We start from the raw sequence: 16069 nt of genomic DNA on the forward strand, positions 1-16069 counted from the left end.
ATCATGGAAAAGTTTAGTATAGAACCCTATGAAAATGAAGATAACGTATCTGATTTTAGAAAAGAAGAAGCGTACTTAATAGCAAAGAAAAAGGTAGATGCCCTTATTGGATTTTACTGGCATTTCGCAGTGTATTTAGTGATAAACATCTTCCTTATTATATTAATTGGAGTTAATGATAGCGAAGGTTTTTCAGGATTTGGACCTTATGCCACAGCTGTATTTTGGGGAATAGGTTTATTTTTTCATTTTATAGGTGTTTTTGGACCTAATTTCTTCTTTGGCAATAATTGGGAAAAACGCAAGATTGATGAATATATGGACAAGGAACGTAAAAATTGGGAGTAGATTATTCAAAATTTAATATTTTAAATTCAAGATTTATGAAACGTTTAAATGCATTAGTTCTATTCGTATTAATCTCTTGTGCTGGCTATGGTCAAAACAATTTTATAATTGAAAATATAAAAGTTTTTGATGGAGAGGCTATTATAACATCGACTTCAGTTAAAGTAGAAAATGGTGTTATTGTTGAAGTTGCAAAGAAAATTAAAGGTTCTGCTGAAACCCTAATTATCAAAGGAAAAGGAAAAACACTTATGCCAGCATTATCTAATGCGCATGTACATGCTTGGTCACCACAATCTTTAATGGAAGCTGCAAAAGCTGGTGTACTAAACGTTATGGATATGCACGGTATGGAACCTTACCAAGGTATGATGCAGCAATTAAAAGATTCAACAAATTATGCTAGATATTATATAGCAGGTTACGCAGCAACTGCGCCTGAAGGGCATGGAACACAGTTTGGATTCCCAGTACCAACATTAAACAAACCAGAAGAGGCTGCGAAATTCATCTCAGATAGGGTTAAAGCTAATGTAGATCATATTAAAATTATTGTAGAACCTTGGAAAACGACATTAGATTCAACCACTGTTGAAGCATTAATAAAAGAAGCACATAAAGCCAGAAAAATAGCTGTAGTACACGTAAGTCGATTAGAAGATGCTATTGCCGTTATTTCTAATAATGCGGATGGATTAGTTCATATTTGGTGGGATAAGGAAATAAAATCTTCCAAATTAAAGGAACTTTCAGAATCAAAATCATTTTTTGTAATCCCAACTTTGTTAACTACCCTTAAAGCATTTGAAAATATGGGATCTGGTGCAGATAAATTTTTAACTAAAGTGCAACTATTCGCTGAGGTTAAAAAAATGTATAATGCAGGTGTTCCCATTTTGGCTGGTACAGATCCACCAAATTTTGGTATAAACCAAGGGACAGATTTATATAAAGAGTTAGACTTACTTTATGAATCTGGTCTACCTTTACTTGAAGTGCTTAAAGCTGGAACAAGTAATATTTCGAAAGCATTTAGCTTAGAAAAATCAGGCTATATAAAGCCAGGTTATAATGCGGATTTTATTTTGATAGACGGAGATGTTACCCAAGACTTAAAAGTATTAAATAACTCTAAAGTGATTTGGAAAAATGGAAAGCAAGTAAAGTTATAGCATAATCAATCCATATTATTTTTTAATACTAACAGATCTATTTAACACTTAATTAAACTTGAACTATAAAAACAATAAAACAAACAAATGAATGTATTTATAATTGAAGACGAGAAGCCATCCGCAAGACGTTTGCAACGTATGTTAAAAGTGCTTGATTTCGAGGCTGAAACCATGTTGCATTCTGTTGAAGAATCTATTGAATGGTTTACAAATAATGAACATCCTGATTTAATTTTTTTAGACATACAACTTAGTGATGGACTTTCATTTGAGATTTTTGAAGCTATTGATATTAAATCGGCAGTCATTTTTACTACTGCTTACGATGAATATGCGCTTCAAGCCTTTAAATTAAATAGTATTGACTACTTGCTAAAACCTATAGACGAAGATGATTTAAAAACAGCTGTAGAAAAGTTTAAAGGTCTTGCTCCTCAAAAAAAATCTGTGACTTTAGACTTTAATGATATTAAAAAACTATTAGTTAATCCTATTGAGCGCGAATACAAAAAGCGATTTTCAGTAAAAGTTGGTCAACATTTAAAGCTTATTGTTATTGATGATATAGAGTGTATTTACAGCGAAAATAAAGGAACTTATGCGTATACAAACGAGGGTAGAAATTATCTTTTAGATATGACTTTAGATCAGTTAGAAGATGAGTTAGAACCACATGTGTTCTTTAGAATAAGTAGAAAATTCTATATCAATATAAATGCAATTAAGGATATGGTGAGTTTTACCAATTCTAGATTACAGATAAAGCTGAATAACTATAAAGAACAACAGATTATTGTTGCAAGAGAACGTGTAAAGGATTTTAAAAACTGGTTAGAATAATTATAAGCCATCAAATATACCTCCAACCACATCTCCTATTGTATCACCAATACCTTCTATAAGTTTTTCAGACCCAAAGAATAAAGCTTCAAATCCGGCTTTTGCAAAAATATTTAGGAGAAATAATTCAGTTAAACTAGATTCCCTGTAGGTTTTAGATTTTGTTTTAGCTTCTTTTTTCCATTTTTGATAGTCTTCTTTTTGTTGAATAACAATAGGCTTATTTGTAGTTTCAGATTTTAAAAGACTGTTGTAGCTAGTGCGCTTTTCAGGCTTAGATAAAACTTCGAAAGCCTCTACCAACAATTTAAATTGTGTTTTTGCTTCAGAAGACGTATTGTTATCTGGATGATAAATAGTTATTTCTTTCCTAAAGGCTTTTTTAATTGTATCAAGATCTGCCGTTTCTTCAATCTTAACTAAGGTGTAGTAGTTGGTCATCATAGTTAAGTGAGTTATGTTACCTATGAGTCCGTATTTTAGTAAATATGTTACAATCTAATCTTTATCCTCTATTCTATTATCATCAAATGCAGAAGGTAATAGTTTGGGAATAAACTTCACAAATAAAGGCAAAAGCAACATGCCTCCTGGTAACATAAAAATAGCTAAACTTGGAATAGATTTAAAAATATCTAATAGTTGCGATTGAATCTTCTTTTGCTCATCATCGGTCAGATTACGTTGTGTAGATTGCGCTAAAAGTGTCATTGCTTCTTTACTTTCAGATAATTCTTTGATGAGACGTTTGCTATTTCTTTTAATGAGTTTAGAAACCACTTTACTACTATTATCATAAAAACTTTGGGCTAAATTTTTAGAGCTAAGAAAGGCTACATCCTCTTTATGTTCATCATAGAAACTATTAATGTCATCTACAGACTTTGTAACATCTATGTTGTTTAAAGCTAAATCTGTTTTTAAACGATTTAAGAAATCACGTTCTTCTTTATCTATAACTTTATCAGACCAAGATGCCATACAAACTAAATCAATAATATATAGTTTTTCTAAAGGGTGTGTTATAAATGCAACAGCCTCTTCATAAGAAGGTAATACCGAGTTTTTGTGTCTAATAGAACTTTCAAAAAGTTTAATAAGGTTTTGGTCGTATTCTGTTTTTTTAGATTTGGTATCAATTACTGAGAATACAATAGTTTCTAAGGCAGATTCAAGATTATTTACATATGGTTTTATATTCTTTTCATTATTTAAAAAGCGGCTATAGCCTAAAACATCAACAAATAAAAGTGCATTAATTAAAAAATAGTTAAAGCTTTTAGAAATAAAATTATCATCGATATGAATACGTCTATGAATTATGTTTTCTAATAAATTATCCGATTTTTTGTTACCAAATAATTCTTCAAAAAATGAACGTTTCTGATCGCTTATAGATTCATAATATCTAATGAGGTTATCAATGAAATCTTCTTTGGGTTTATTCTTTTTATAAATAAAATAATAAGTGAGTAGTAGATTGATTTTACAACGTTCTTCCTCAGAAAAGTCAAAAGGTTTTACAATATCAAGTACAACCTTAATATTGCTTCCGTAAATGAATCCTGCATGCTTTAGTTTACTATAAAATTCAGAAGTTTCTGTCTGCGAATACATCGTTTCAGAAACTTCATTTAGTAGTTTTTTTATCCAGCCGTTAGCTGATGGATTCATAGTTAATAAATTATAGTATAAAGATACTTTTTATCTAGTATTAACTCAATATAATCATCTATTATTTGCTATTTAACTTGTTTTAAATGCGGTATAATAAAAACCAATAGATTTTAATTTGTAGCAATTGACAAAGTCAGAATTATGGGAAGAGAAGTTAAATAATATTAATATCTATTAGATTTATGATGTTTTGTATAATTCTATTTATTGAATTTCCTTTTGCTTTTAAAGCAGTATGTATTAGGTTTAAAGTTAGTTGTTTTTCAGTTTCATTACTTTTTCTAATACTAGAAGAAGTTCGCTTTCTGTGATTGTATTGTTATTCCAAAAACTCAAACCACAACTCACATAGTTAGCTACCACTTTTTTATGGTTATGTTTTCTATATTTAATGAATCATCCAAGAAACCTGTTTTGTTTTTTGCTTTTTCAGCTATTGTAATGACAATTCGTTTTGTATTATTTTATTGCCTTTAGTTAATAAGAGAAAAAAAACCTAAAAATTTTTACTATTTTTCAGAAGGTTTTATACAAGTAGTTTATAATCTTCTTTTAATATTATTCATTCTTATAGCCTTTGTTTTATTCTCAGATAAAAAATAGTTATTATTCTTTATATTAATTGTTTTTTCAGCTTGTGGCTAATGTTTGTTTCGCGTTTATTTTCTAATCAATATTTTGTGAATTCGTAAATGTATTTTTTTTCCTCCACTCGTATTTATTTCCTTAAAATATCTTGCTATAGGTTTTTACAAAGCAATATTATTAACTTTAGATAGGTAATAATCTGCTTCTCGTTTTAAAATTGTTAGAATGATTTTTATTTTTTTCTCAAATGTTTTGCTAACTCATTATATAAAAATAAACGTTATCCCATATCATTTTCGCGATTATAGCAACCTCTATTCCCGTTTCCTAGCTTTATAATCGTTTTATTTCTTCAGCATTAAACTTAATTGCTTTCCAAACACAGCAGCAATTCCAGCTGCTAATCCACCAACTATACCAGTAACTAGTATTAAAACATAAGGATTACCACCTAACGATAATAAAATAGAAATACGTTTTGCTAAGGTATAATCGTTTCCACTACTTAACACAAAACTGTAAACAGCCCAAAATAAAAGAATAGCAAAAAACGGAATAAAGAAAACGGAAGCACGTTTTAATGGTATAAATAAAGACGTTGCTAAAGCAGCAGTCATAACAGACCACCAAGGTAAAAACAAGGATAATACAAGGGCTAAAATAATGGTAAGACCAAAGTTAATTATAGATTTAGGCATTAGTTAGATGGTGTTAAAGTTTGTGTGCCAATAATGGCATTTGTTGCTGTATTAGATTGTAAGAAGTTAAGGCTGTGGTATTTGCCAGCAGCCCAATCGTCTATAAAATTATCGTAATATTTACTGCCAGGATTGCCAGATTGTCCACCAGGATAGATACCCAAGGCTGTTGGAGGTGATGTCATTTCTACAATCATTCTCCATGATGGCCCATGATTTTCTGAGGTGGCATTTACTGTACTTCCATCTCCACCAATAGGAATATCAAATCTCGAAAGTGCTGGTAAAGCTTGTAATAAATGACCAGCATACGTTGCTTTATAGGTTAGCCACTTGTAGTCACCATCTTCTTCTTTAAGTTTTTGTAATTGTTCGGTTGCTTTTTTAAAGGCTAATAAAAAAAGCTCTTTTGCCGTTTCGATTTCTGGAGTTTCAAGGATATCCATAAATTTATCATCGCCTTTATTTTTTAATAAATAAATGGTCTGATAGGTGAATGGTGTGTCGAGAGCTGTGTCTTCAACATCAAACTCATCCCAAACCATATTGTAAACCCTACCGTACCATTGTCTAAAAATACTTGGGCCAACTTCGTCAATATCGTTATTAAATTGCCAAGCTGCCATTTCATCATAGATTGCTTTTTCTTCTTTCGTTAGAGTAGAAATATCCATAGTCTCTAACATATAAGGTACAATTTCAGCAGCCTTAAGATTATAGTTGCTGTTTTGTAAATCCTTAAAATCTTGAATACTAAATTTATCTTTAGCACTAAAAAAATCGTTAATTACACGATTTCTATAGGTTTCATAACCATCGTTATACACATAATACGGATAATTTTCATCTACAGGATGTTGATTGGCTGAACTGACAAAACCACGTTCGGGATTTTTAGTGTGTGCATTAAACTGTTGCGGAATAAAACTCTGCCAGTCGTTTCTAGGATCGCTACCGTCCATAATAAACTTACCTTGACCTTCCCATTTGTTTGGTAAAAGACCTTGTATCCATAGTGCAATATCTCCTTCGGTAGATGCAAATACAAAGTTTTGGGCTGGTGCTGTGTAATGACTTATGGCTTTTACGTAATCATCATAATTTTTACTCTTATTAAGCTCTAAAAAAGTTTTTTGATTATCACCGCCTAAGTGTCCGATCCACTTCATCGCATAACCAAATTTCTCGTTATCTGACTTAAAATTTTTATCAAAAACTACAGGTCCGTGGTGTGTAAACCTAATAGAATCCGTGTATGCTTCTTTTCCTTTTATAGAAATAGTTTCTACTCTGTAGGTGACATCTTTCCAGCTGCTATCATATTTGTATTTTGTACCGTCGTCGTTAAATTCAACTTTATACCAATCAATAACATCTCTTGTTGCATTGGTTTCTCCCCAAGAAATATGCTCATTAAAACCAGAAATAACTCCAAGCGCACCAGGAATGGTTGCTCCAAACGTATTATGATTTGGTGTGCTTAATTGCATTACAAACCAAATGGCTGGTAATTTGAGTCCTAAATGCGGATCGTTAGCAAGAATTGCGTTTCCGGAATAGGATTTAGAACCAGAAACAGCCCAATTATTACTCCCATTATCTGGGTTGGGTTTGTCCATAACTTCGGCTATAGAATCTAAAACAATTTCGGTATTTGGGTTTGGTGTTTGTGGCACATCAATAAAACTCCAATCGGTTTCCTTCGGTATTATAGGATCTACAATATCAAAGAAATCTGGAAACAATAAATCGAAACGTTCTTTACCAAATAAACGTATGGCATTGGTGTTTTCTATATCCTCATCTCCACCTGCTAACATTTTAGTCATGTACATTAAAAGCAAGGCTGTTTTTTTAGGTGTCCAAGCTTCGGGTTTGTAATCTAATAGTTTATATTCTACAGGATAATCTTCAGGACTAAGTTGCTTAATATAAGCATTAACACCATCTGCATAAGCCTTAACAAAACTTGCCGTTTCCGGATCTTTATTCATGGCTATAATAGCTTGTTCAGCACCATAACCCATACCTCGTCTGCGTTCTTGTCTATCGTAGTCTAATGTATTATCTCCAAGAATTTCAGATAAACGACCTGCTGCTGCATAGGTTTGAAATTCCATTTGCCACAGTCTGTGCTTTGCAGTTAAGTAGCCTTGGGCTTTATATAAATCAACTTCATTTTGTGCGAAAACATGCGGAATTAATTCTGCATCGTAATGGACAGTGACTTTGTCTTTAAGTCCAGAAATAGCAATCTCACCAGTTATAGATTCGTCCGTCTCGTTTTGCCAAACACCTGTGTAAGGATTTAAGAATTTTCCGATAGGTGGAATAGAACCAAGCTTTGTGTTTAAAAGAAAAAATATCCCAATGGTTAGTATAAAGGAAAGAATAAGCTTAAAGTATTTCATAAAATGAAATTATAAAAAGTGAATTAGTGTTGTGATAAAATTCGTCAATTCGAGTGAATTTTACGACTGAAAATCAGTAAAATTTGTATTGAGAATAAGAATCCTTACTAATAATTAGTTTTCGATATTAGTTTTTATACTTCAAAATCATTAGAACTGATGTCTAATAAAGTTTTAAAATTCTAACTATAAGTTTGTTGATGAGCCTCTGAAATAGCACATATTATTCTAATGTAATCGAATCAATAAGTAGTTTGAAACTTTCCTCTTTTTTATTACCAATAAGAAAGGCAATTTCTTCCATTTGGTTTCCATTATAATTAGGAACATCTAATTTGTAACCTCTAAAAGATGCATACATTTTTGAAAATGGAATTTCTACAGTTTGCCATTCTTTAGTAGTCTTAAATTCAGAAATAAATGAATACCGATTATACTGATTGTCTTTAACTCTAAATTGATAAGCTTTACCATCTCCTTTAAGTCGGATTACAAATTTTGAATAGTTCTTACTATTAAAAGATTCAAAATAGTAGCGTAATGATGAGAAGCCTCCATTATTTCTTAGAGATACATCACCAGAAAATTCTCCATGACCCTCTTCATTTATTTTGAAACTCCCATCGGACCGTCCTCCCATAACCACATCATCAAGAATTCTCCAATTAGAAATATTACTTTCTGTTGTAAAGTCGAAAACTGTCATAGTTTGAATTATAAAAATTAGAAGAATTGATTTTAAAACTGTCATAGCCTAAAGATACGATGACCCATTTTTACAGGGAAATTTTTTTGAAAATTTTAGGAACTTAACGTAGTATTAATTTTTTAACAACATCCTTGCCAATGGCTTCATTCAGCATTCTAACGATTTTTTCATTACCATAACTCAATTCTTCTCGCAAAACGCTAGAGCTTAGTTGTACATAAAGAATTTCATGTTTCAACTCTATAGCAGTTGTGTAGTTGTTAACACCATTTCCCATAAGATTCACCCAAGCATCGCGCACATTAACTTTATCTAAACCAGATTGTAAATTATTTTTCTTTACAAACTCTTTTAGAATGTCTTGTATGGGCTGATTATCGTTATTGCGCTTTGCCATTTTAGTTGTCGTTAGGAGGTAATCATTCTTGTGTTTTACTAGATAATGAAATGAACCTCTCAATATTAAATATAAGTAATATTATCGGTTAATTGACATCTAATACTATTGGAGTATAACTTTTATAAGTATAAATAGCTTTAGTTGCATTTATAATAACGAGTTGCTCTGGTGTTGCGCTCAAAACCGTTTCTTTCCACTTAGCAAAAGGTGTACTGTAGTAAATATTTAAACTATCGTTTTCAATCTTAATGGTTATAGCTTCAGCATCATTGGTTACAAAATAGGTGTTGTTTATACCAGGTTTTAATTTTTTTCTAAAACCTTTTAAACTATCATTTAAAGAAATGTAGTCTATACTCTCGCTGTATTTATAGTCTTTCTTGTCTCCGTCATAAAAGGTTACACTTTCAATTTCCCAATAACCATGGATATGTTCTATAAATATTTCAGGATTTTCAGAACAGCTAAAAATTAAAATACAAATTAATAGAGATAGCTTTTTCATAATCTAAAGATTTTATAGGACTGATGAATTTGTTTTATAATAGCTTCGGTGCGGTCTGCATGTGTGTCGCTTATAAAGATCTGACCAAAATGTTCGTCGTCTACGAGACTAATTATTTGAGATACACGATTTTCATCTAATTTATCAAAAATGTCATCTAGTAAGAGTATTGGCGAGACACCACTTTGTTGTTTAAGAAAATCGAACTGCGCTAATTTTAGTGCAATTAAGTATGATTTTTGTTGCCCTTGACTTCCGAATTTTTTAATTGGGAAATCATCAATTAAAAAGACTAAATCATCTTTATGTGTGCCAACGCTTGTGTATTGTAGAGCTTTGTCTTTATTAAGGTTGTTATCTAATAGTGTGCTTAAATCAGTATCAAATAAATCGCTTTTATAGCTTAGATCTATAGTTTCTTTACTTTGACTAATAGAATTGTAACGTTCTTTAAAAATGGGAATAAAAATTTTTAAAAAATGATCTCGTTTCTTAAAGATTTCAGTGCCATAGCTAGTAAGTTGTTCGTTATAAATAGCTAGTGTATCTGTGTTGAATGTATTATTTAAAGCAAAATATTTTAATAATGCGTTGCGTTGCGATAATATCTTATTGTACGCTATAAGTTGCGATAAATATGATTTGTCACTTTGTGAGATAACACTATCCATAAATTTTCGTCTAGTGTCGCTACCTTCAGTAATTAAATCGCGATCTGCAGGTGAGATAATAACTAAAGGAATAAAACCTATATGCTCACTAAATTTTTCATAAGCTTTACCATTACGTTTTATGATTTTTTTCTGCCCTCGCTTTAAGGAGACAATGAGCTTTTCATTACGCTCATTTTTAGTGAAATTGCCATCAACAACAAAGAATTCTTCTCCATGTTTTATATTTTGAAGTGCGATTGGATTAAAGTAACTTTTTCCGAAAGCGAGATGATAAATCGCATCTAAGGCATTTGTTTTACCAATACCATTTGCTCCAACAAAACAGTTTATTTTAGCGTCAAAATCGAAAACTTGGCTTTCAAAATTTTTGTAATTAACTAAAGATAGTGTGTTTAGATTCATGAAAGTAGAATGTTTTACCATGTTTTACTGACCTGACAAAGCATTTTTGAGTGTTAAATATTATTCAAAAATAACAAATAAATAGGCTTTTAAATCCCAATAAAAATTTTATTTTTGCGCACGCACAAAATGACAAGTTATGGCAACATATAAGAAAAGAGGCTACAAACCGAAAACGAAAAAAGAGAAGGAAGAAGTTGTTGAGGAAAACTCAACGACCGCTGAGGTATTTAATACCTTAGACGAAGGAGCTTCTAAAGCGGAAGAGTGGGTCGTTAAGAATCAAAAATATATAGTAGTATTAATTTTAGTTGTAGCTGTTGCTGCTCTGGGATATTTAGGTTATAAGAAATTTGTAGCTGAGCCTAAGGCAAAAGATGCTATGAATGAAATGTACACCGCAAAGAAGTTCTTTGATGATGCCGTTAGTGGTATTTCTAGAGATTCACTTTACACTATGGCTTTAAATGGTGGTGAAGGTAAATACGGTATGCTAGATATTATTAGTGAATATAGTGGAACACCTGCTGCAAATTTAGCCAATTATTATGCTGGTATGTCATACTTAAACTTGAAGGATTACAAGAATGCTATTACCTATCTTGGTGATTTTTCTAGTGATGATAAAATGCTAAATCCAGTTTCACAAGGTGCTATTGGTGATGCTTTTGTTCAGTTAGAGCAACCTGAAGATGCATTAGGATACTACGAGAAAGCATTTAAGGCTAATGTAAATGAATTTACAACTCCAATGTATTTATTGAAAGCTGCTCGTGTGGCGATAGATTTAAATGAGAATCAAAAAGCATTAGATTATTTAAACAGAATTAAATCAGAGTTTTCTAAATCTGCAGAAGCTGTTAAAGCAGATGTATTGGTAGGAAAAGCTGAAGCAAGCTTATAACCTATGGCCACTGCAAATCATAATTTATCTAATTACGATAAATCTACAATCCCAAACGCGAAAAATTTTCGGTTTGGGATTGTTGTTTCAGAATGGAATGATACCGTTACAGAAGGCCTTTGGCAAGGTGCGTTTGATGCGCTTATAGATTGTGGAGCTATTAAAGAAAATATTATTCGTTGGAATGTGCCAGGTGCTTTTGAACTCACTTATGGTGCTGCCAGAATGTCTAAGAGTATTTATGCAGACTCAGGTATGTTAGATGCAATTATAGTTATAGGTTGTGTGATACAAGGAGAAACTAAGCATTTTGATTTTGTTTGTGATGGTGTTACTCAAGGCATTAAAGATTTAAATTGCAAAGGAGATATTCCTGTTATTTTTTGTGTGTTAACAGATAATACTAGGCAACAGTCTATTGACCGTTCTGGCGGAAAACATGGCAATAAGGGTACTGAAGCAGCAATTGCAGCTATAAAAATGGCAGAACTTAGGCTTCAAAGTAAATAGATTCAAACTTCAATTTTATTACAAGCAATTATTTTATCGATTCCTTGCTTTCTAATTATGGCACTCTTTTTGTTTATAATTTTAAGGAATCCTTAAGCTAAGTTTCTTTGTATTTTCAGTACATTTGAGATACATTAGGTTTAATAAAAAAGTCAATTTGCTTAATCAAAAAAAAAATAAGCGTTTCAGCTATAAGCCTCGTTTTCAGGATTCTGAAGAAATAAAGTCGAAAGTCGATTACGAGACTAAATGGAATGATGTTAAAGGTAATAGTAAGCGTAAAGCAAATAAATTTACGAGATTGCTTCCTTTAATAGTGATTTTAGTAGCGCTTTTTGTTTTAATATATATTCTAGAAGGGTATATTAATTAAGGTTTTAATGAAATTAAAAAAGAATAGAAAATTTAGTTATGCACCACGTTTTTATAAAGGTGAAGGTAATCCTTATGAACTTAAACATAAGTTTGATGATCAGAGACAGACTGTTAATTTGCCAAAAGGGATAAAAGGTAAATGGAATGCAGCTTTAGACGATTATCAAGGCAATAGAAATGATAATGCAAATAAGCGTGTACTTATTATTGTGGGTGTTTTGGTGTTGTTATTTTTAATTATTATTGGTTTCGATTTGTCTATTTTCCTTCCTAAAAGCTAATGATAGATATTATACAACTTTTACCAGATCATGTTGCCAATCAAATTGCAGCAGGTGAGGTAGTGCAACGACCAGCTTCAGTAGTTAAAGAACTATTAGAAAATGCCATAGATGCAGACGCTACAGAGATTAAACTCATAGTTAAAGATGCTGGAAAAACGTTAGTGCAAATAATAGACAATGGCAAAGGTATGAGTGTAACAGACGCGCGCTTAAGTTTTGAACGACATGCCACGTCTAAAATTAGATCTGCAGAAGATTTATTTCAATTAAATACTAAAGGTTTTAGAGGTGAAGCTTTAGCGAGTATCGCAGCTATTGCGCACGTAGATTTAAAAACAAAACGACCAGAAGATGAATTAGGCACCGCAATTGAGATTGAAGGTAGTATCGTAAAATCTCAAGATGTTTCGGTGACTCCTTCAGGAACTTCTGTTGCTGTAAAGCATCTATTTTTTAATATTCCTGCAAGACGAAATTTCTTAAAATCAGATACTGTAGAATTACGACATATTACTGATGAGTTTCATCGTGTCGCTTTAGCACATCCATCTATTGCTTTTGCATATTATAATAACGGGAGTGAATTGTTTAATCTTCCTCAAGAAAACTATAGACAACGTATCGTTCATATTTTTGGCTCTAAAACGAATGAAAAGTTAGTGCCTGTAGAAGAGGAAACTGAAGTTTTGAAAATTTCGGGATTTGTTGGTAAACCAGAATTCTCTAAAAAAACAAAATCAGAACAATTCTTTTTTGTAAATAATCGCTTTATAAAAAGTCCGTATTTGAATCATGCTATTAATGCAGCATTTGAAGGCTTACTAAAAGACGGTTATCATCCGAGTTATTTTTTAAATTTAACCGTAGATCCTAAAACTATTGATATTAATATTCACCCAACAAAAACTGAAATTAAGTTTGATGACGAGCATACACTTTATGCTATTCTGCGTTCATCTGTAAAGCATAGTTTAGGGCAATTTAATATTGCTCCGGTTTTAGATTTTGAACATCAAAGTAATTTTAACACACCCTATAACTATAAGGATAAAACAGCCTCTGCTCCTGGTGTAGAAGTAGATAAAAATTTTAATCCGTTTTCTGAAGGTTCTGGCAAAAACACGTTTTCATATAAACAAACACCAACTGCATCTTGGGAAAGTCTTTATGTTGGCTTAGAATCTAAAGGAAATAATACAAAACCTAATTTTGGTGAAGTTACATTTGAAAGTGATTCAAAATCTGAATCTATATTTGGTGATGGATCTATTGAAACGACTAAAACAACATTTCAATTACAACAAAAATATATAGTAAGCACTATTAAATCTGGTATGTTAATCATTGATCAGAATAGAGCACATCAACGTGTTTTATATGAAAAATTCTTAAAGCACATTACGATTAAAGAAGCTACAAGTCAGCAATTGTTATTCCCATTACAATTACACTTTACGCCAAGTGAGACCAAAATAATTAGAGATTTAAAGTCCGATTTAGAACATACAGGTTTTGTTTTTTCTGAATTAAACGATAGTGAGGTAACGATAACAGGTGTGCCTGTCGGAGTGCCAGAAAGTGAGGTGTCTATTATCTTAGAGCAATTAATTAGTGATGTTGAAAACGATGTGCCAGATGCTAACTTTAGTTCTACAGATTTATTGGCTAAATCTATGGCAAAGAGTTTAGCCATTAAAAACGGACAATCACTAAATAGCAATGAGCAAGAACATATGGTAAATAGTTTATTTGCTTGTAAAGAACCCAATGTATCACCAACTAATAGACCTACGTTTATTACGTTAGGAGTTGATGATATTGAAAAGAAATTTATGTAATCTATGAGACAAGGTATAACTGATGCAGTAAAGCATTTATTGATAATTAATGTAGTTATGTTCGTTGGGACATTGGCTATTGGTAATGGGGATGCTTTTTATCAATGGTTTGCGTTATATTTTCCCAAAAATGATATGTTTCAACTGTGGCAAGTTGTAACTCATATGTTTATGCATGGTGGATTTGCTCATATTTTATTCAATATGTTTGCACTTTGGATGTTTGGTACAGCCGTTGAGCAGGTTTTTGGTTGGAAGAAATTTGTGATTTTTTATTTATTATCAGGATTTGGTGCAGCTACAATTCAAGTTGCATTTTTATACTTTCAATTTAATACAGGCTTATCTACTTTAATAGAATCGGGATTTTTACAATCCGATATAGTAAATATTTTAAGTGAGGGTAAATATAATACAGGTTGGGTGTCAATTTTGGGTGACAATTTTGATGGATTTGTAGGTGCATTTAATTCCACAATGGTAGGTGCATCTGGTGCAATAATGGGTGTTTTAGTTGCTTTTGGAATGTTGTTTCCAGAATCTAAATTGATGCTTATTTTTCTACCAGTACCCATAAAGGCAAAATATTTTATTCCGGCTATAATTGCATTAGATTTGTTTTCTGGTTTAACCGGTCAATCTATATTTAGCCCAAGTAATACAGCATATATGGCACATGTTGGTGGTGCATTAACTGGCTTTTTACTCATGTATTTTTGGAAGAAAAATGAATCTGATAAACACCGTTGGAATTAATTATGAGTTCAATAAAAGATTTTAAATATAAGTTCTATAAGTTAGACGCTTTTGGTAAAATAATAGCCATAACGACAGTTGTGTTCATACTAGATTTAGTGCTGTCGAGTCTGCTGAGGCTCAATTTTATTAAGTATTTTGTTTTGCCATCTGGTTTTATGGATTTTATTGTCCAACCCTGGTCTTTAATTACTTATGGTTTTATTCATAGTGGTATTTGGCACTTGTTATTTAACATGCTATTTCTTTATTATTTATCTCGTATAGCTTCTAATTTATTTAGAACTAAAATGATTTTGAATGTTTATTTTTTAGGAATTATTGTTGGTGGATTATTTTATTTGGCAGTAGCAAACGTATTACCACCGAGTTTTCTAGAAGTTGAAAATGGAATATTAGTTGGTGCATCTGCAGGTATAAGTGCGTTATTAGTTTTTGTAGCATTATATATGCCAAATTCTGAAATTCGCCTTTTTAATGTATTCAACGTTAAATGGAAGTATATAGCCCTATTTTTTATTGGTTTTGATGTGATTAGAATATTTATGGGTATTAACCAAGGTGGTTATATTGCTCATCTTGGTGGTTATATTCTAGGTTACTTTTATGCCACTAAACTTAAAGAAGGAAAAGATATTGGAGTAGGGTTTGAGCGTGCTATGGATAGCGTTACAGGTTGGTTTAAGCCAAAATCTAACTTAAAGACGGTTTACCGTAAGAAAATTAAAGAGGAATTTGCAGGAAAGACTAAACAAGAGTTTAATACGTTTAATAATCAAAAAAAGATAGATCTAATTCTCGATAAAATCAGTAAAAGTGGTTATGAGAGTTTAACTTCAGAAGAAAAAGAATTTTTATTTAAAGCAGGAAAGAATTAACCAAAATGAAAAGGTTAAAATTTGGTAATAAGATTATATTTTTAGTCAACTCTTTAGTTGCCTTTTTATTACTTGTTTCTTATTTACTGCCCTATGT

18 protein-coding genes are annotated in these 16069 nt (G+C 31.5%); 10 read left to right on the forward strand and 8 right to left on the reverse strand.

The genetic code is table 11. The annotated features are described in order from the left end of the window. Positions 1-3 precede the first annotated feature (3 nt). From B2U95_RS03035 to B2U95_RS03045, 3 genes are all read left to right on the forward strand, one after another. On the forward strand, positions 4-348 hold the full coding sequence (locus B2U95_RS03035) for a 2TM domain-containing protein (protein ID WP_296312658.1): 345 nt from the start codon (positions 4-6) through the stop codon (positions 346-348). Between the two features lie 35 nt (positions 349-383). After that, complete coding sequence (locus tag B2U95_RS03040; protein WP_296312661.1) at positions 384-1520, forward strand: amidohydrolase family protein; 1137 nt, start codon at positions 384-386, stop codon at positions 1518-1520. An 87-nt stretch (positions 1521-1607) separates the two neighbouring features. Further along, a complete protein-coding gene (locus B2U95_RS03045; protein WP_296312663.1) occupies positions 1608-2363 on the forward strand; it encodes a LytR/AlgR family response regulator transcription factor in 756 nt (251 codons plus the stop codon). On the opposite strand, the gene B2U95_RS03050 is transcribed toward B2U95_RS03045, so the two are convergent. From B2U95_RS03050 to recF, 8 genes are all read right to left on the reverse strand, one after another. Beyond that, complete coding sequence (locus B2U95_RS03050; protein WP_296312665.1) at positions 2364-2807, reverse strand: J domain-containing protein; 444 nt, start codon at positions 2805-2807, stop codon at positions 2364-2366. A gap of 54 nt (positions 2808-2861) precedes the next feature. Continuing rightward, positions 2862-4037 carry an LETM1-related biofilm-associated protein gene (locus tag B2U95_RS03055; protein WP_296312667.1) on the reverse strand — a complete coding sequence of 392 codons (1176 nt, stop codon included), beginning with the start codon at positions 4035-4037 and terminating at the stop codon, positions 2862-2864. A gap of 935 nt (positions 4038-4972) precedes the next feature. After that, positions 4973-5326 (reverse strand): hypothetical protein, encoded by a 354-nt coding sequence (locus B2U95_RS03060; RefSeq protein WP_296312669.1) that lies wholly within the window; start codon positions 5324-5326, stop codon positions 4973-4975. Next, positions 5326-7737, reverse strand: coding sequence for a penicillin acylase family protein (locus B2U95_RS03065; RefSeq protein ID WP_296312670.1), 2412 nt, complete (start codon positions 7735-7737; stop codon positions 5326-5328). The genes B2U95_RS03060 and B2U95_RS03065 overlap by 1 nt, the downstream gene beginning before the upstream one ends. A gap of 223 nt (positions 7738-7960) precedes the next feature. Continuing rightward, the gene (locus tag B2U95_RS03070) at positions 7961-8443 is read right to left on the reverse strand and encodes a CIA30 family protein (RefSeq protein WP_296312674.1); all 483 of its coding nucleotides are present in this window, start codon (positions 8441-8443) and stop codon (positions 7961-7963) included. 103 nt (positions 8444-8546) lie between these two features. After that, positions 8547-8843 carry a DUF721 domain-containing protein gene (locus B2U95_RS03075; protein ID WP_296312676.1) on the reverse strand — a complete coding sequence of 99 codons (297 nt, stop codon included), beginning with the start codon at positions 8841-8843 and terminating at the stop codon, positions 8547-8549. A gap of 88 nt (positions 8844-8931) precedes the next feature. Continuing rightward, positions 8932-9351, reverse strand: coding sequence for a lipocalin family protein (locus B2U95_RS03080; RefSeq protein WP_296312678.1), 420 nt, complete (start codon positions 9349-9351; stop codon positions 8932-8934). Next, a complete protein-coding gene (gene recF / locus B2U95_RS03085; protein WP_296312680.1) occupies positions 9348-10427 on the reverse strand; it encodes a DNA replication/repair protein RecF in 1080 nt (359 codons plus the stop codon). The genes B2U95_RS03080 and recF overlap by 4 nt, the downstream gene beginning before the upstream one ends. A 139-nt stretch (positions 10428-10566) precedes the next feature. Here recF and B2U95_RS03090 point away from each other — a divergent pair, with 139 nt between their 5' ends. From B2U95_RS03090 to B2U95_RS03120, 7 genes are all read left to right on the forward strand, one after another. After that, positions 10567-11331 carry a tetratricopeptide repeat protein gene (locus B2U95_RS03090; protein ID WP_296312684.1) on the forward strand — a complete coding sequence of 255 codons (765 nt, stop codon included), beginning with the start codon at positions 10567-10569 and terminating at the stop codon, positions 11329-11331. 3 nt (positions 11332-11334) lie between these two features. Then, positions 11335-11841, forward strand: a complete 507-nt coding sequence (ribH, locus tag B2U95_RS03095) for a 6,7-dimethyl-8-ribityllumazine synthase (RefSeq protein ID WP_296312688.1) — start codon at positions 11335-11337, stop codon at positions 11839-11841. 157 nt (positions 11842-11998) lie between these two features. Next, a complete protein-coding gene (locus B2U95_RS03100; RefSeq protein WP_296312690.1) occupies positions 11999-12214 on the forward strand; it encodes a hypothetical protein in 216 nt (71 codons plus the stop codon). Positions 12215-12221: 7 nt separating this feature from the next. Next, positions 12222-12497: a riboflavin synthase subunit beta gene (locus tag B2U95_RS03105; protein WP_296312693.1), complete on the forward strand. Its 276-nt coding sequence runs from the start codon at positions 12222-12224 to the stop codon at positions 12495-12497. Continuing rightward, positions 12497-14338, forward strand: a complete 1842-nt coding sequence (mutL, locus tag B2U95_RS03110; protein WP_296312696.1) for a DNA mismatch repair endonuclease MutL — start codon at positions 12497-12499, stop codon at positions 14336-14338. Before B2U95_RS03105 ends, mutL begins: the two co-directional genes overlap by 1 nt. A gap of 3 nt (positions 14339-14341) precedes the next feature. Then, positions 14342-15094, forward strand: a complete 753-nt coding sequence (locus B2U95_RS03115) for a rhomboid family intramembrane serine protease (protein ID WP_296312699.1) — start codon at positions 14342-14344, stop codon at positions 15092-15094. 2 nt (positions 15095-15096) lie between these two features. Next, entirely contained in the window at positions 15097-15972 is an 876-nt protein-coding gene (locus B2U95_RS03120) for a rhomboid family protein (RefSeq protein ID WP_296312700.1), read from the forward strand. Positions 15973-16069 lie beyond the last annotated feature (97 nt).

This window comes from Winogradskyella sp. UBA3174 (genome assembly GCF_002364335.1).
Classification (GTDB): domain Bacteria; phylum Bacteroidota; class Bacteroidia; order Flavobacteriales; family Flavobacteriaceae; genus Winogradskyella.

What these genes read in the sequence shown, in the direction of transcription:
- B2U95_RS03035 (WP_296312658.1), top strand. Translation starts at nt 4, where the DNA reads ATGGAAAAGTTTAGTATAGAACCCTATGAAAATGAAGATAACGTATCT.
- B2U95_RS03040 (WP_296312661.1), top strand. Translation starts at nt 384, where the DNA reads ATGAAACGTTTAAATGCATTAGTTCTATTCGTATTAATCTCTTGTGCT.
- B2U95_RS03045 (WP_296312663.1), top strand. Translation starts at nt 1,608, where the DNA reads ATGAATGTATTTATAATTGAAGACGAGAAGCCATCCGCAAGACGTTTG.
- B2U95_RS03050 (WP_296312665.1), bottom strand. Translation starts at nt 2,807, where the DNA reads ATGATGACCAACTACTACACCTTAGTTAAGATTGAAGAAACGGCAGAT.
- B2U95_RS03055 (WP_296312667.1), bottom strand. Translation starts at nt 4,037, where the DNA reads ATGAATCCATCAGCTAACGGCTGGATAAAAAAACTACTAAATGAAGTT.
- B2U95_RS03060 (WP_296312669.1), bottom strand. Translation starts at nt 5,326, where the DNA reads ATGCCTAAATCTATAATTAACTTTGGTCTTACCATTATTTTAGCCCTT.
- B2U95_RS03065 (WP_296312670.1), bottom strand. Translation starts at nt 7,737, where the DNA reads ATGAAATACTTTAAGCTTATTCTTTCCTTTATACTAACCATTGGGATA.
- B2U95_RS03070 (WP_296312674.1), bottom strand. Translation starts at nt 8,443, where the DNA reads ATGACAGTTTTCGACTTTACAACAGAAAGTAATATTTCTAATTGGAGA.
- B2U95_RS03075 (WP_296312676.1), bottom strand. Translation starts at nt 8,843, where the DNA reads ATGGCAAAGCGCAATAACGATAATCAGCCCATACAAGACATTCTAAAA.
- B2U95_RS03080 (WP_296312678.1), bottom strand. Translation starts at nt 9,351, where the DNA reads ATGAAAAAGCTATCTCTATTAATTTGTATTTTAATTTTTAGCTGTTCT.
- recF (WP_296312680.1), bottom strand. Translation starts at nt 10,427, where the DNA reads ATGAATCTAAACACACTATCTTTAGTTAATTACAAAAATTTTGAAAGC.
- B2U95_RS03090 (WP_296312684.1), top strand. Translation starts at nt 10,567, where the DNA reads ATGGCAACATATAAGAAAAGAGGCTACAAACCGAAAACGAAAAAAGAG.
- ribH (WP_296312688.1), top strand. Translation starts at nt 11,335, where the DNA reads ATGGCCACTGCAAATCATAATTTATCTAATTACGATAAATCTACAATC.
- B2U95_RS03105 (WP_296312693.1), top strand. Translation starts at nt 12,222, where the DNA reads ATGAAATTAAAAAAGAATAGAAAATTTAGTTATGCACCACGTTTTTAT.
- mutL (WP_296312696.1), top strand. Translation starts at nt 12,497, where the DNA reads ATGATAGATATTATACAACTTTTACCAGATCATGTTGCCAATCAAATT.
- B2U95_RS03115 (WP_296312699.1), top strand. Translation starts at nt 14,342, where the DNA reads ATGAGACAAGGTATAACTGATGCAGTAAAGCATTTATTGATAATTAAT.
- B2U95_RS03120 (WP_296312700.1), top strand. Translation starts at nt 15,097, where the DNA reads ATGAGTTCAATAAAAGATTTTAAATATAAGTTCTATAAGTTAGACGCT.